A 13,997-nucleotide genomic window follows, 5' to 3' on the forward strand; every position below is an offset into this window, starting at 1 on the left:
CCTTTCTTGCCACGCACATATCGAGCGTTCTCTTAATTCTCACGTCGCGCGCCGGTTCGGTCGCAGCGCGTGGTTCCTTCAGGGGGCGTAGCTAGATTCCCCCAAATAGGCCCGCGAGACTCATATGAGCTCGGGCCTTGCGTTTTCGGCAGATACCTTCCGGCAGGAGAGGGGTGCCGGCCAAGCTATCGATTCTCCCGGCACGAGTCCGGCCCGCGTGGGTGCGGGGCGTGGAGAGGGCGATGATGCGAATTCTTGTTACCGGCGGTACCGGATTTCTTGGCAACCCATTGTGCCAGGATCTTGGCGGCAGTGGTGCGAGGCTGGTTGTCCTGAGCAGGCGGCCGGACCGCGTTCGAGACCGCTGCGGTCTGGGCGTCACCGCAATCACCTCGTTTTCCGAACTACCGTCTTCACTGGCATTCGACGCCGTTATCAACCTCGCGGGCGAGCCGATCGTCGGACCGCGCTGGACGGAAGCGCGCAAGAAACTTCTCTGGGACAGCCGGGTCGAGCTGACCCGATCTTTGGTCGACTACATCGACCGCGCCGATGTCAGACCGAACGTGCTGATCAGCGGCTCGACGGTTGGTTTCTATGGCGATCGGGGGGACTGCATTCTGGATGAAACCTCGGGCTACGCAGACGGTTTCGTGCACCGGCTGTGCGCTGCCTGGGAGGCGGCTGCCCTGCGCGCGGCCGATTTCGGCGTTCGCGTTTGCATCGTGCGGACCGGCATGGTACTGGCGGCGACGGGCGGTTTCCTTGCGCCCTTGCTGCCGCTGTTCCGCCTTGGGCTCGGAGCCCGCATCGGCAGCGGCGAGCAATGGATGTCCTGGATCCATTCGCGCGACTATGTCGCCGTCATTCGGCGGCTGATCGATGCGCCGGACATGTCGGGCGTTTTCAATGCCACGGCGCCGAATCCGGTGACCAACCGCCAATTCACCGAAATCCTCTCGCGCCTGCTCCGCCGTCCCGCTTTCCTGGCCGTTCCGGCAGGTGTCCTCCGCGTGCTGATGGGAAGGGAAATGAGCAGCTTGCTGCTGGGTGGCCAGCGGGTTTTGCCTGCCCGTTTGCTGGCGGCCGGTTTTCGGTTCAGATACCCTGAGCTGGAAATGGCGTTGCGGGATACGCTATCCCAAATGCCGGGCATCCTGGGCGTGCCGCCGTAGCTGTTCCAGTTCCTCGAGCAGGTCCCGCGCCGGCCGCATTGACCCGGAGTCGCACTGGCGACGCAACGCAAGCTGCAAACGCCTGAGCGCCCTCGCGCGAAGCGCCAATCTTCCCATGAGGCCCCTCCGGTTCGGCGATACCTTCTTCGATCATCTCGATGATGTCGCTTGGGTCGATTCGGCGGTCGTCACAGACTTCCAGCAGCGAAAACTCCAAGTGTTCGTCCAGAACCAGTTCCTGCGTGACGACGACGGCATTGTCGGGCATGTCAGATCCCGTGGGGATGTCGCCGTGAAATTCGAAATACCCATCCAGAGGCGGCTGGAAGGGGTCTGCGGCGCGATGGCCTGAGGCAAGCCGGTCGCAAGCCGCGCGTGCTCCTTGTCCTGCTGGACCTCATGGGCCTCGTTGATTTTCTTGAAGCGCTCTTCAGCATGGGGTTCCTTGCCGACATCGGGATGGGCCGTGCGGGCGGGCTTGCGGTTGGTGCGTTCGATCTCTTCCTGCGAAGCATCCCGCGAGACGCCCATGATCTGGTAGTAATCCTTGAACTGCATGGTTTGCTGTGCCGGAGACCCGCGATCAAGCCCGGATCATGACAAGCCTTTCGTGAGCGCTTCAAACGGACAGGCAAAAAAGAACCCGTCCGGGGACGGGTTTGCCCAAGACTTGGCCTCAAGAGGTTAGGGAGACCTGGCTCGGAAAGAACTTTAGCCATCAGGAATGACGGAGTGATGACCCTATTGTTTCCGTTTGGTGAATTGGTGGCTTTTGATCCGGCTTGGTGCGCTGAATCCGGAAACTGTCATCAAACCATGACGGCTTTGTAATACATGCCGGTTACCTTATGACCGTTTATCAATCCGGCTGAATGAGGTGGCCTTAATGAGTCTGGATTATAGAACGGTCTGGATTTCCGATGTGCATCTGGGTACCCGCGGTTGCAAGGCCGAGTATCTGGTGGATTTTCTCAAGAATGTCCGGTGCGATACGCTCTATCTGGTGGGCGATATCCTCGACCTGTGGAAACTCAAATCGGGATGGCACTGGCCGCCGATGCACTCCGAGATTCTGCGCACGGTCATGGATCGGGCCAAGCGTGGCGTCAGAGTGGTTTATGTGCCGGGCAACCATGACGAGATGCTGCGAGATTACACGGGCAGCTTGTTCGGAGGCGTCGAGGTCGTCGACCGTGCCGTGCATGAGACAAAGGAAGGCCGCCGCCTGCTGGTGTTGCACGGCGACGAGTTCGATGGTGTAGTCTGCAGCACGAAATGGCTGGCCGTGCTCGGCAGCGAGGCCTACGAAGTGCTGCTGGCATGCAACCGCTGGTTCAACTGGGGCCGCCGTCGGCTCGGATTCCCCTATTGGTCGCTTTCCGCTTTCATCAAGCACAAGGTCAAAAATGCCGTGAACGTCATCTACCGCTTCGAAGAGGTGTTGATGCACGAAGCGGCGAGCCGGGGGCTGGATGGCGTGGTGTGCGGGCACATCCACCATGCGGCTCTGCGCGAGATCGACGGCCTCACCTATGCTAATTGCGGCGACTGGGTGGAAAGTTGCACGGCGCTGGTGGAAACGGTGACCGGCGAGCTGAAGGTTGTGCGCTGGGTCGAGGAAAGCGCCTTCCTGCTCGAGGATACCAAGAGTGAAACTGGCACTGATAAGCGACGCCTGGCGACCGCAGGTTAACGGCGTCGTCACGACCTTGAGCCGGATCTGCGAGGGGGTTCGGAAGCGAGGTCACCAAGTCGAGACGTTTACTCCAGACCGTTACCGGAACTGGCCATGTCCCGGTTATCCGGAGATTCGGCTGGCGCTCGGCTGCGGCTTCAGGTTGCCGGCCCAGCTCGACGCGTTCGCGCCCGATGCCATCCACATCGCGACCGAAGGTCCGCTAGGGATGGCCGCGCGCCGCTATTGCCTGCGCCGGGGTCTCCCCTTCACGACCTCGTTCCACACGCGCTTCGCCGAATACATCAATCTCCGGACCCGTCTCCCCCTGAATTGGGGATATGCGGCGCTGCGCTGGTTCCATCGTCCCAGCGTGCGGGTGATGGCGCCCACGCCGACCCAGGTCAGCGAGCTCGGCGGGAGGGGCTTCCGGAATCTCGTCTTGTGGTCACGCGGGGTCGACACGGCGCTTTTCGCGCCGCGCGGCAAAGGGCGGATCGACGACGTCCGTCCAGTCTTCATGTACGTGGGGCGCCTCGCCGTGGAGAAAGGACTGGATGACTTCCTCGCGCTGGATCTGCCCGGCGTCAAATACGTGGTAGGCGACGGCCCCTCCCGGACCGAGCTCCAGAAGCGCTATCCGGAAGTGCGCTTCCTGGGTTACCGAAGCGGCCTGAACCTGGCCGAAACGATCTCGGCGGCAGACGTCTTCGTCTTCCCCAGCCGGACCGACACTTTTGGGCTGGTCATGCTGGAAGCCTTGGCCGCGGGCGTCCCGGTCGCCGCCTACCCGGTGCCGGGACCGCAGGATGTCATCACCGATCCCTCCGTGGGCTGTCTTGACCACGATCTGCGTGCCGCCGCGTTGCGGGCGCTGGAGTTGCGGGGCGAAGACTGCCGCGAATTTGCCCAGGCGTTCACTTGGGACCGCTGTGTCGAACAGTTCATCGGCTATCTGGCGCCGATTTCGCGCTGACCCCTTCCGGTTTTGCTGGTACCCGTTTCAGTTCGTTGCTGGTGTCGAGCCGTTTGTCCGGACCTCGGCTCTCAAGGATGCGGCAGGCCCGGCAATGGGGGCGGTGCCGGTAGCGCCAGACGCGGAACTGAAGGGGGTGCCGGAAGCGTGATCGTCGGGACAGGAATCAGCGGGACAGGAATTACCGGCACTTCATGCTCGATGTAATGATGGTGATGGTGCCGGTGGAGGCCGTAGGCATGGCCGTGGCCATGGTGATGGCCATGATGGTGCTCGTGACCGTGACCTTGGGGGTGTCCCCCAGCCAAAGTGCCATGGTTTGCGACGAGGGAGCCCAGAACAACGAGGGTCGAGACAAACGCCTTCTTCATGGAGAGACATCCGGAACGTGATGGGATGGTCCTTCTCCTCCCATTTTTCGTGCCAGTTCCAACCGGCAGCGAAACTTTCTCCGAGCCTTTCCCTCAAGGGCGTGCCGGTTCCAGCATAGGTCAAGAAAACAGTGGCGGCGCATGGCGCCGCGGGGCCGGAAGGCCGTCGCACGGTGGCGACATCGTACTTTCCCTCTCTCCCGAATGAGTGCTCGCTCGCATGCTGGAACCCTCGATTGGCCAAGTCCGGCGGCCGGTTGCGACCGTTGTGTCAATCCGGCGACGTTTGCCATGACATTGTTCGAAGCGATGGGCCTGCCGATGCCGGTTCCGCTTGACGATCGGATACCTGATCCACAAATACCGTGAAGAGATCATTGGGGCGGCTCGTCGGGCCGCGGAAAAGGGAAAGGGCTTCGTGTCCTAGTGCCCGTTCGAGTGCGCGCCGGCTGGCATGATCCCGCCGTCACCCTTCCGATGGCAGACATCGAGCCGTCCACATCACGGCAAATCGATCATCATCGGCTGCCGGTCGCAAGGTCCTGATGGCTTCCCGCGCATTGAGGCGCTGGGCAGACCGCATGAGTCGGACACATCGTGACCGAGCCCGGCAAGCGATTCGCAGCCGGTGACGGCCAAGGTGATCCGCGAGGGGGGGCCGAGATCACCATGCCGATCGAGGATGTCCAGGTCGACGACACCTTGATCGTGCGGCCAGGCGATGGTCGTCCGGGCGCGCGAACTCGGCGCTACGATCCGCGACGCCAAGAACTTCACCGGCGTTCCGGGACGCGGCATCAGCGCACGCGTCGGACGCCATGATTTGATTCTGGGCAACGCCGCCTGGCTGACTGAACAGGACATCTCGCTCGAATCCTGGGAGCCCATTGCCGCGAGCCTGGCCGGCGAAGGCAAGACGCCGGGCTACTGCGCCATGGATAAAGGCATGGTGACGATTTTCGGCATCGCCGACCGTCCGCGGGCCAATGCGCCGCAGGCACTGGCCCGGCTCCGGCGGATGGGTGTTCGCACGCTGCTGGTGATCGGCGACGGTATCAACGATGCGCCGGCACGGGTCGCCGCCTTCGGCAAGCCGAATCCGATGATCGCCTCGGCCGCCATGGCATTCAGTTCGGTGTCAGTGGTGCTGAATTCGCTGCGCCTGCAACGGCGCTGAGTCCTTGCTCTTGAGGGGGAGATGGGTCAGTGGTTTTTTCTCTCGTCCCGGGACTCGGCCGGTTGTAGCGCAGGCAATCGGAGCGAGCGCAGCCAGTCGCGCAATTCGTTGGTTGTCTGAATCAGGCAGTCTCGCCAATCTTCCGCAATAGCCTTGAACCGGTCGGATATCCCCGGCGTGGGAGTTGCCGGCGCCGGGGGATGGTCAACGACTATGAAAGTCCCAGGAATCATTCCCATCCAGCAGCTCCAGGGGATGACGCCGGTTTCCTCCGGGGTGAATGCTATGGTCTGCGTTCCCTCGTGCAATTTGATCTCGAGCCCATATTTGGCCACGACGATGACCCGATTGCACTCGTTCAGCTCCTTGCCGTTGATCACCCACTTCACCGGCACGCCTTTGCGCAGGGTGAACCGGTTGGGCACGAATTTTCCAGCGACCACATCCATGGTGATCGTCTGTTCGGCGGCATTGGACTCCGGCGCCGCCACGGGAGGCGACAACGCCTGGGACACGCGCGCGATCAGGGTGTTGAAATCGAAACCGGAACCCGCGACCGCCAGTCCCCTGTCGAGCATGATGGATCCCAAGATCACCACGACAATGCCCGAGGCTCTCAAAATTTTGGGCGTCAGGTTGGCGGACACCAGGCTGGTGAGGAATCCGAAGCCCAGCAACAATGGCAGGGTGCCGAGGCCGAAAAAGAACAAGATGGCCGCTCCCTCGGACCAACTGCCGGTGCCGGCGGCCATGATGTATATGGCCTGGAGCGGACCGCAGATGATCATGAGCCCGTTCAAGAGGCCGATCACGAAGGGGTTGTGGTGCTTCCGGTACTCCTTGCCGACGAACCGCATGAGGACGCCGGGCGTTTTGACATGGAAGTGGCGCAGTGACGGAAACACATTCAGCATGTGCAGCCCGAACAGGATGAGGAAAACGCCGGCCGCGATGCCGACCACCCCCTGGGTAAAAGGGGTGAAGGCGAGGATCGAGCCGAAAGCGCCGAACAGACCACCGATGACCGTATAGGAGATGGTTTTTCCCAAGCCGTAAAGGAGATGGGAACCATAGGATTTCGTGCCGGCGGATGCATATTTTGCCGTATACCCCACGACGAGTGGCCCACACATGCCCACGCAGTGGAACCCGGTCAGAAAGCCTACGAAGAAGAGCAGCCCATAACTCGTGTCCCGGCTGAGTTTGGGCATGTCCACCTGATTCAGGACATGGCTGTCGAACCAAAGGATCAGCCCGATCCCCGACAAGGCGAGGAAAACCGCCGTCACCTTCTTCAGGACACCGCCGAGACCGGTTTTCGTGCCGCGGTCTCTTGCAGGCGGCGGGAGGGGAGCGGCGTTCGATGAATTCACGGAAGGAACCTATGCATTCCGATGGGTGAGAGACGCGGCTACCATGCCGGTAGGGCTGACTTGTAGCACCCGACGTTGCAGCCGGCAACCCGTCACTGGAGGTCTTTTTCCGAGGAACCGTCCGACTGGGGGTAACGACATGAAAATACGGGGTTCCCATAGACTGAATTTTTGCGCTATGGCGGCGATGGCGGGTGTTGCTTGTGCGTCCCATGACGCCTTGGGACAAGGTGATTTGGCGGATCGTAGTGCTCAACTGGCCCAGCTCAGGGCAAGACAGCCAAGGAAATGAGCTGCGGAGAGGGTAAGTGCGGGGCGGATATGGCCACGCCCACCGCCGCCAAGCCGGAAGTCAAGGTCATGGTCCAGAAGGGCGGTGAGATTACTTGTGGCGCCAAGATGATGAAGGGCGGGGAAATGGCCTGCGGCGCCAACATGGGTGGCATGGAGATGGGGGCGGGTTCCCGGATGGCGTTCCATCCCGTCCTGAGCGGCGTAAAATTCTCAAAATTTGGTGTAGGTGGCTTCAGAGAGCCCCATTCAGCAAAATGGAAATGCTTTGATGAGTCGGTTTGTTTTCGTCCGCCCGATATTGATCTCCTTGCTTTGCGCTTTGGCCAGCGTTTCCGAGGTCGAAGCGAAAGCGCCCCCCCAACCCAGGCTGCCGAGCATCGTCTTCATCCTGATCGACGATCTCGACATGCCAACGTTTCAGGAACAGGGCGTCATCGATTCTCTCCTGGCCAAGCATGGGACTGTATTTCTCAACCATTTCGTCAACATGTCCGTCTGCTGTCCTTCCCGGGTGACGACGTTGCGGGGGCAGTACGCCCACAACACCAATATCTACGGCAACAATCTTCCGCTGGGCGGGTTCGACAAGGTCTACGCCAGAGGTTTGGAAAATGCGACCATCGCCGCCTGGCTGCAGGCGGCTGGATACCGTACCGCGCTGTTCGGAAAATACCTCAACGGTTATCCGGCGGTCGATGCGCCTGATTATGTTCCGCCGGGCTGGTCATATTGGCTCAGCCCCAACGGCGGCGATCCTTACCAGGAGTACGACTACTCGCTGAACGAGAACGGCAAGAGTCGAAAATACGGAAACGCGACTCAGGATTATCTGGTTGACGTCCTGTCGGAAAGGGTCAAGGCGTTCATCAAGGACACGGTCAAGTCCTTTCCGCGCCGGCCATTCTTCATCTATCTCGCTCCCTATATTCCGCACGGGCCGGCTACCCCTCCGGTCCGGTACAAAGACTCCTTCCCCGACGCTCGAGTTCCGCGCACAGCGTCCTTCAACGAAAAGGACGTGAGCGACAAACCGGACTGGGTCAAGAGCGCTCCTAAGCTCACCGCGGAACAGATCGCCGACATGGATGCGGCATACCGCAGGCGCTTGCAGTCCATGCAGGCGGTGGAGGACATGGTGAAGAGCCTGGTCGATACCCTGCAGGCGCAGGGGAGGCTGGAAAACACCTATATCTTCTTCACCTCCGACAACGGTTTTCACATGGGCCAGCACCGGTTGCCGATGGGCAAGAACACCGCGTTCGAAGAGGACATCCATGTGCCGCTGGTCGTGCGGGGGCCTGGGGTTCCGGCGGGGCGGACAGTCAAGGCGATGACCGGCAACGTGGACTTTGCGCCGACGTTCGCGGCGATTGCCCGCCTGCCCGCGCCGCCTTATGTGGACGGGCGCTCGCTGACGCCTTTCCTGAACGGCACGCCGCCCAAGCGCTGGCGCCGGGGCTTCCTGCTCCAGCGCAAGCGGGAGGATGCAGCCGCTGCGGTGGCCCGGAAGGTGCTTGAGCCGCCGGACCTTCAAGAAATTCACGCACAGATGACGTCCGGGGGAGTTGCGCCAAGCTTCGAGGGGCTGCGCACGGCGGAGGGCCTGACCTACGTGGAGTACGAAACCGGGGAGCGCGAACTCTACGACTTGAGGACCGATCCGGAGCAGCTCACCAACGTTCATGCCGGCACGGATCCCGCTTTGACAGCCCGGCTGGCGGTCTGGCTGGAGTCTTTGCGCAAGGCCAAGACGAAGGTGCTGCGCAAGGCGGAAGCCGAGCCGCCGCAATAACGGACACTTGTCAGCCGCCAGCGCTTTCGTGCCGCAGGGTGATCCGGTCGCGAAGCGGGGGCGGGCGTAGCGACACCACGTAAGTCGTCGGGGTGTCCTGCTGCAGTTCGTCATGCCAGGAGAGATGTATCTCCCGTGCCGTCTCGACGGCGATCACGTCCAGCCGCTGGGTCGGGCGGAATTCGATGCAGTCCGGTGACACGGCGGCGATTTCCGCGGTGGCGTACTCGATCTTCACTTCACCGAAGCGCATGGCCAGCGGCAGCATCACGCCGTCGCGGGCCTGCAGCTCGATTTCGCGTCCGCCGAACAGCGGCTGGCCGTGCTCGTAAAGGCGGAAGCGCTTGTCGAATCCGTCCAGGTTCAGCAGGTGGATGAAGCGCTCGCCCGCGGCGTTGGCGGTCGACGTCATGAAGATGCCGTGGTCTTCGCAGTCGTGCCGCAAGGCGGCGACCGCGCCCAGTCGTTCCAGGGCCGTGCGGAACAGGGCGATGTCGCAAGGGTAGGCGGTGCCGATGACGATGGCGCGGCCGTTTCCGACAGCCGTCTCGAAGCCGCAGATTTCGCCGGTGTCGCAGACCCGCAGCAGTGCTCTAGCGGATGGGACGGCGAAGGTCTGGGCGAAATGGGTGCGCACTTCCGGCCGCGGCGCGGCCCAGCCATCCGCGGCGAGCGAGAGGAAATAGCGCTCGCTGGCCTGGCGAAAGCCTGAAATTTGGGCGCCCAGCGCCTCGGCCAGCACCGTGCAGGGCTCGCCTTCCATCCCGTATTGCGGGACCTCTCCATATAGCAACAGCCCCCCGCCGGCGGCCAACCAATCGGCCAGCTTGCGCTGGACAGAGGCGTCCATGTAGCGGGCCGAGCCGAGCGCCAGCACCGGCGTGCTTGCCACGTCGAGCGCGCGGTTCTGGATGTCCACCGCGCCGAAGCGGTAGCCGCCGAGCAGCATCGCCCGCGCCATGGTTTCCCAGGCGCCGGGCCCGCGGTTGGCTTCCAGGTTGCGGATGATGTCGGCCATGGCGGCGCTGGCAGGATAGCGGTATTCGGTCATGAAATAGTCGGGGATGAAGCCGAAGGCCAGCGGGTCGCGCTCCTCCCGCATCGTGGCCAGCTTATCGGCGACGGCGGCCACGGTCCGGGTCAGGCTCGCCAGGCGCGGATAGCTGTAGTTCAACCGCCCTTCGGGATCGACCGGCGCGGCGAAGCCGTGGCGTTCGCCGGTGACGGCGATGCGGCCATCGCCGTCCTGCGGCGCCGGGTCGAGCTTGTAATTGCGGCCGCCGCTGAAGAGGTAGTAGTTGATGAGCCGTGCGCCCTGGGCCAGGCACATGCGCGCCTTGAAGTCGGCGGCGGAAGGGTCCAGCCGGTTGCCGTAGGTGTTGCCGTAGTTGCCGTCGCCGCATTCGAACTCCATGGAGGCCAGCGGCTGCTCGGGCCGGTGCACGGCTTCCATGAAGGCGTTGCAGAGATACAGGTCCTGGAAATTGTCGAACGTCAGGTTGCCGAAATAGATGTCCGAGCCCGACAGGTAGCCGGCGTCCTGGGTGTAGGACGGATAGAGCTGGCTGATGCCGATCGGGAAGCCGAAGCCGCGGCCGCCGCCGGTCCCGTGGATGTTGACCACGAACGGGATGCCGCGGATGCCGGCGTTTTCCGCCCAGACGCGCAGGGTCGCGACGTAGCGGGCGAAACGGTCGCGCATGTAGTGGCCGAGGTCGCGCATGAGGGCGAGGGCATAGTTCTCGGCGGGCGATCGGATGCCGTCGCGGCGCGCCTCCGGCGCGTCCGGGTCGAACGGATAGCGCTGGCGCAAGGCCTCAAGGCCGTGACGGGCTTTCAGCCAGGCCGCGAAATCCGCCAGCACGTTTTCCGTGAGGTCCGGGCAGTTGCTGACCCAGGACAGCATGCCGATCTCGTTGTCGAGCTGCAGCGCGATCACGTTGCCGCCGCCCGGCTGCAAACGCGGTGCGATCACGGCCATCACCGCGTCGTACCAGCGGCGGGCCGCATCCAGAAAGCCGGGCGCCAGGTAGTCGACGGTAGGGGTGGTCGCGGGCTTGCCGTCCCAGCCGGCCGGCACGATCTCGGGATGCTTTTCGTAAATCCAGTAGGGCAGCCCTTCGTTCTTCATCTCGGCCATCACGAAGGGGCCGGGGCGGGCGATGAACCAGAGACCGTTGGCTTGGCACAGGTCGATGAAGGCGCCGAGGTCCAGTTCCGGGCGGGTGCGGCCGTCGAGGTCGATCCGGCCTTCGACCGTTTCATGGCAGAGCCAGGGGATGTAGGAGGCGACGGCGTTGCAGCCGGCGGCCTTGAGCTTGTCCAGCCGGTCCTGCCAGTCCTCGCGCCGGAGCCGGAAGTAATGCACCTCGCCGCTCAGCACCAGGCGGGGCCGGCCGTCGATGAGGAGGGTCTTGTCGCGGAGCTCGATCATGGCGCTGGGCCTCCCGTCATGTTCGCAGCACGAGACCTTCGTTGGCGAGTAAGCGGAGCCGGCACAGCTCGACTCTGCCGGAGCGCTGCATGCCGGTGTTCAGCAGCATCTCCGCGCCATCGCCGAGTTGGCTCAGGTCCAGCAGGCGGTCGTTGCCTCCCAGGTTGAGCACGACCAGGATGCGCTCGGCTCCGAAAGCCCGGCTATAGGCGAAGACATCGTCGGCCGCCGTGTCGACAGCCGTGTAGTCGCCGCTGGTCAACGCGGGCGTGCGGCGGCGCAGAGCGGTCAGCGTCCTGAAAAAGCTCAGCATGGAACGCGGGTCCTGCGATTGGCCGGCGACATTCCTCACCGGCCAGTCCTCGCCCAGCGGCAGCCAGGGTTCCACGCCTTCGGGCGCGAATCCGGCGTTGGGCGAACCGTCCCAAGGCAAGGGCGTCCGCGCCGAGTCGCGGTTGAATACCCCGGCGACCTCGGGCTGGTGCAGCGCCTGCGGGTCGCGCATCCGTTCCCTTGGAATCGCCACATTCTCCATCCCCAGCTCGTCACCGTAATAGCAGGTCGGCGTGCCCCGCAGGGTCAGCAACAGCATCGCGGCGACGCGGGCCTGCTCGGGACCTATGCGGCTGGCGATGCGGGGCTGGTCGTGGTTGCCGAGCACCCAGTTGGGCCAAGCGCCTTGCGGGAGGATCGCTTCGTAGGTTTCGACCAGCCGCCGGATTTCCCGGGCGTTCCAGGGGGCGTAGATCAGCCGGAAATTGAAGGGCAGGTGGAATTCGTCCAGCGCGGCGCCGTAATACTTGACGAGTTCCGCGTCCGGGACATTGGTTTCCCCGATCAAGATGCGGTCGCCGCCATAGCCGTCGACCACTGTGCGCATGGCCCGGACGATGGCGTGCAGCTCGGGCTGATGGGCGGTATGGATGTGGAGTAGCCTGCCGTGCGGATCGATACCGTCCCAGGCCGGATTCTCCGGCTCGTCGCGGAACTCGGCGTCCTTGACCAGCAGCCAAGGCACGTCCACCCGAAACCCGTCCACGCCCCGGTTCAGCCAGAACCGCATGGCATCCAGCAGGGCTTGGAGCACGGCGGGGTTGCGGAGGTTCAGCTCCGGCTGCTCCTGGGTGAACTGGTGCAGGTAGTACTGCCCGCTGGCTCGGTCGAAGGTCCAGGCCGGGCCTCCGAAGAAGCTCAGCCAGTTGTTGGGCGGCCCGCCATCGGGCGCCGGATCGCGCCAGAGGTACCAGTCACGTTTGGGGTTGTTGCGCGAACCGCGGCTTTCCAGGAACCAGGGATGTCGATCGGAGGTATGGTTCGGCACCAGGTCCAGGATCAGCTTCATGCCGCGGGCATGCAGGTCGTCCAGCAGCCGGTCGAAGTCTTCCAGCGTTCCGAACCAGGGGTGGATGCCGGTGTAGTCCGCCACGTCGTAGCCGAAATCCCGCATGGGCGAGGGGAAGATGGGCGAGAGCCAGATGCCTTCGACGTTCAGACTCGCGAGATAGTCCAGCCGGCGGCGGATGCCGGGAAGATCGCCCATCCCATCCCCGTTGCCGTCCTGGAAGGATAGGGGATAGATCTGGTAGATGATGCCGGATTGCCACCAGGCGGGGAGGGGGTTCATTTCCTTCATGCGCGAGCCGCCCGCGCCGCCAGCCGCAGGAGATCGACGAGATCGAACACCCGGGCGAGGTAATGGTCATGCACGCGGTAATCGCCCCCCTCCCGCCCGGCAAGCATGGGTTCGAGGGCATCGACGAAGCGTTCCAGCCGCCTGCGGTGGAAACCGGTCTTGGCCAGGAGGGGATCGACCACGACGGCCGACAGGGCGGCGAGGACGCCCAGGGCCGCCATCACCGCACCCGTGCTCGCCGCGATCAGGGCGAACGAGGCACTGGCCGGAAACACCGTGTAGTACCAAGCGCCCAGCGTGGGGCCGAGCCAGAAATTGGCGATCGCGATTTGCTGAGCGATGGCAGCCGCCGCGGCACTGCCGGCGGAAACGGCGCCCGGGGTCAGCTGGCCGAAAGCCGCATAGCCGCCGGCCAGGGTGGCGATGTTGCCGGCCAGTTCGGTCGCGGCCTGACGGGTCTTGCCGTACTCCGCAAGCTTGGCTGCCAGGATCGCGCGAAATGCTTCGGATTCGGCGCGGGATTGTATGACGCCGAGATATTCCGCGAGCCGGGCTGACAGTTCGGAATCGCTCAGGATCGCCTCCAGCAGGGCATCCTTGGTGGACTGGCGAATGCCGTCCGAGTAAGGGAGTTCCAGCAATTCGACATGGATCAGCCAGTTCAGCTCGTTCTGGAACGCTGTGGGCAGGCCGGAAGGAACCTTGCCGAGCCAGTGGGCAGCGGCGGATGCCCCCAGCTTCTCGGAAATGGCGGCGGCGGCATGGGCCAGAAACGCCGGGAGACTCCACAGCAGATTGACAGGGATACGGTAATAATCCCGCCCCAGTGTTTTCTTGTGCAATTCCCAGGCGCCTCGGAAGGAGAAGTAGCGCTCCACGAAGTCGGGGATTCTCGCTTTCCGGCTTTCGATATAGCCGGCGACGCCACGCGCGGTCGCCCGCTCCAGCAGTTCGCGGATGGCGGCTTCCGAGTCGGGTATCGAGCTGTCTGATTTCATGGCGGCCCTGAGGCTTGTCTGGCCTAAGAAGTGCCGGGCAGAGTATATCGTCATGCGGGACGATTCCGGGAGGGGCCGACAGCGTCCGCCATTCCACCA

11 protein-coding genes are annotated in these 13,997 nt (G+C 63.4%); 6 read left to right on the plus strand and 5 right to left on the minus strand.

Annotated elements, in window-relative coordinates; genetic code table 11:
* The first annotated feature begins 245 nt into the window (after positions 1-245).
* The gene (locus GNH96_RS08400; protein ID WP_169604640.1) at positions 246-1,175 is read left to right on the plus strand and encodes a TIGR01777 family oxidoreductase; all 930 of its coding nucleotides are present in this window, start codon (positions 246-248) and stop codon (positions 1,173-1,175) included.
* 150 nt (positions 1,176-1,325) lie between these two features.
* Here GNH96_RS08400 and GNH96_RS16245 read toward each other — a convergent pair whose 3' ends face one another.
* On the minus strand, positions 1,326-1,733 hold the full coding sequence (locus GNH96_RS16245) for a DnaJ domain-containing protein (RefSeq protein ID WP_223163394.1): 408 nt from the start codon (positions 1,731-1,733) through the stop codon (positions 1,326-1,328).
* Positions 1,734-2,061: 328 nt separating this feature from the next.
* On the opposite strand from GNH96_RS16245, the gene GNH96_RS08410 reads away from it, so the two are divergent.
* From GNH96_RS08410 to GNH96_RS08425, 4 genes are all read left to right on the plus strand, one after another.
* Entirely contained in the window at positions 2,062-2,868 is an 807-nt protein-coding gene (locus tag GNH96_RS08410; RefSeq protein WP_169603264.1) for a UDP-2,3-diacylglucosamine diphosphatase, read from the plus strand.
* Positions 2,825-3,826, plus strand: coding sequence for a glycosyltransferase family 4 protein (locus GNH96_RS08415; RefSeq protein ID WP_169603265.1), 1,002 nt, complete (start codon positions 2,825-2,827; stop codon positions 3,824-3,826). Before GNH96_RS08410 ends, GNH96_RS08415 begins: the two co-directional genes overlap by 44 nt.
* Before the next feature lie 194 nt (positions 3,827-4,020).
* Positions 4,021-4,218, plus strand: coding sequence for a hypothetical protein (locus GNH96_RS08420; protein ID WP_169603266.1), 198 nt, complete (start codon positions 4,021-4,023; stop codon positions 4,216-4,218).
* Positions 4,219-4,918: 700 nt separating this feature from the next.
* Positions 4,919-5,374 carry an HAD family hydrolase gene (locus GNH96_RS08425; protein ID WP_169603267.1) on the plus strand — a complete coding sequence of 152 codons (456 nt, stop codon included), beginning with the start codon at positions 4,919-4,921 and terminating at the stop codon, positions 5,372-5,374.
* 26 nt (positions 5,375-5,400) lie between these two features.
* On the opposite strand, the gene GNH96_RS08430 is transcribed toward GNH96_RS08425, so the two are convergent.
* On the minus strand, positions 5,401-6,747 hold the full coding sequence (locus GNH96_RS08430; protein WP_228719767.1) for a sulfite exporter TauE/SafE family protein: 1,347 nt from the start codon (positions 6,745-6,747) through the stop codon (positions 5,401-5,403).
* A 562-nt stretch (positions 6,748-7,309) separates the two neighbouring features.
* Here GNH96_RS08430 and GNH96_RS08435 point away from each other — a divergent pair.
* On the plus strand, positions 7,310-8,833 hold the full coding sequence (locus GNH96_RS08435) for a sulfatase family protein (RefSeq protein WP_169603268.1): 1,524 nt from the start codon (positions 7,310-7,312) through the stop codon (positions 8,831-8,833).
* Positions 8,834-8,843: 10 nt separating this feature from the next.
* On the opposite strand, the gene GNH96_RS08440 is transcribed toward GNH96_RS08435, so the two are convergent.
* The 3 genes from GNH96_RS08440 to GNH96_RS08450 are packed head-to-tail and all read right to left on the minus strand — an operon-like array spanning position 8,844 to position 13,898.
* A complete protein-coding gene (locus GNH96_RS08440; protein WP_169603269.1) occupies positions 8,844-11,267 on the minus strand; it encodes a beta-galactosidase in 2,424 nt (807 codons plus the stop codon).
* 16 nt (positions 11,268-11,283) lie between these two features.
* On the minus strand, positions 11,284-12,900 hold the full coding sequence (locus tag GNH96_RS08445; RefSeq protein WP_223163395.1) for an alpha-amylase family glycosyl hydrolase: 1,617 nt from the start codon (positions 12,898-12,900) through the stop codon (positions 11,284-11,286).
* Positions 12,897-13,898 (minus strand): DUF6635 family protein, encoded by a 1,002-nt coding sequence (locus GNH96_RS08450; protein WP_169603270.1) that lies wholly within the window; start codon positions 13,896-13,898, stop codon positions 12,897-12,899. The genes GNH96_RS08445 and GNH96_RS08450 overlap by 4 nt, the downstream gene beginning before the upstream one ends.
* Between the last annotated feature and the right edge of the window lie 99 nt (positions 13,899-13,997).

This window comes from Methylococcus geothermalis (assembly GCF_012769535.1).
GTDB classification, from domain to species: Bacteria; Pseudomonadota; Gammaproteobacteria; order Methylococcales; family Methylococcaceae; genus Methylococcus; species Methylococcus geothermalis.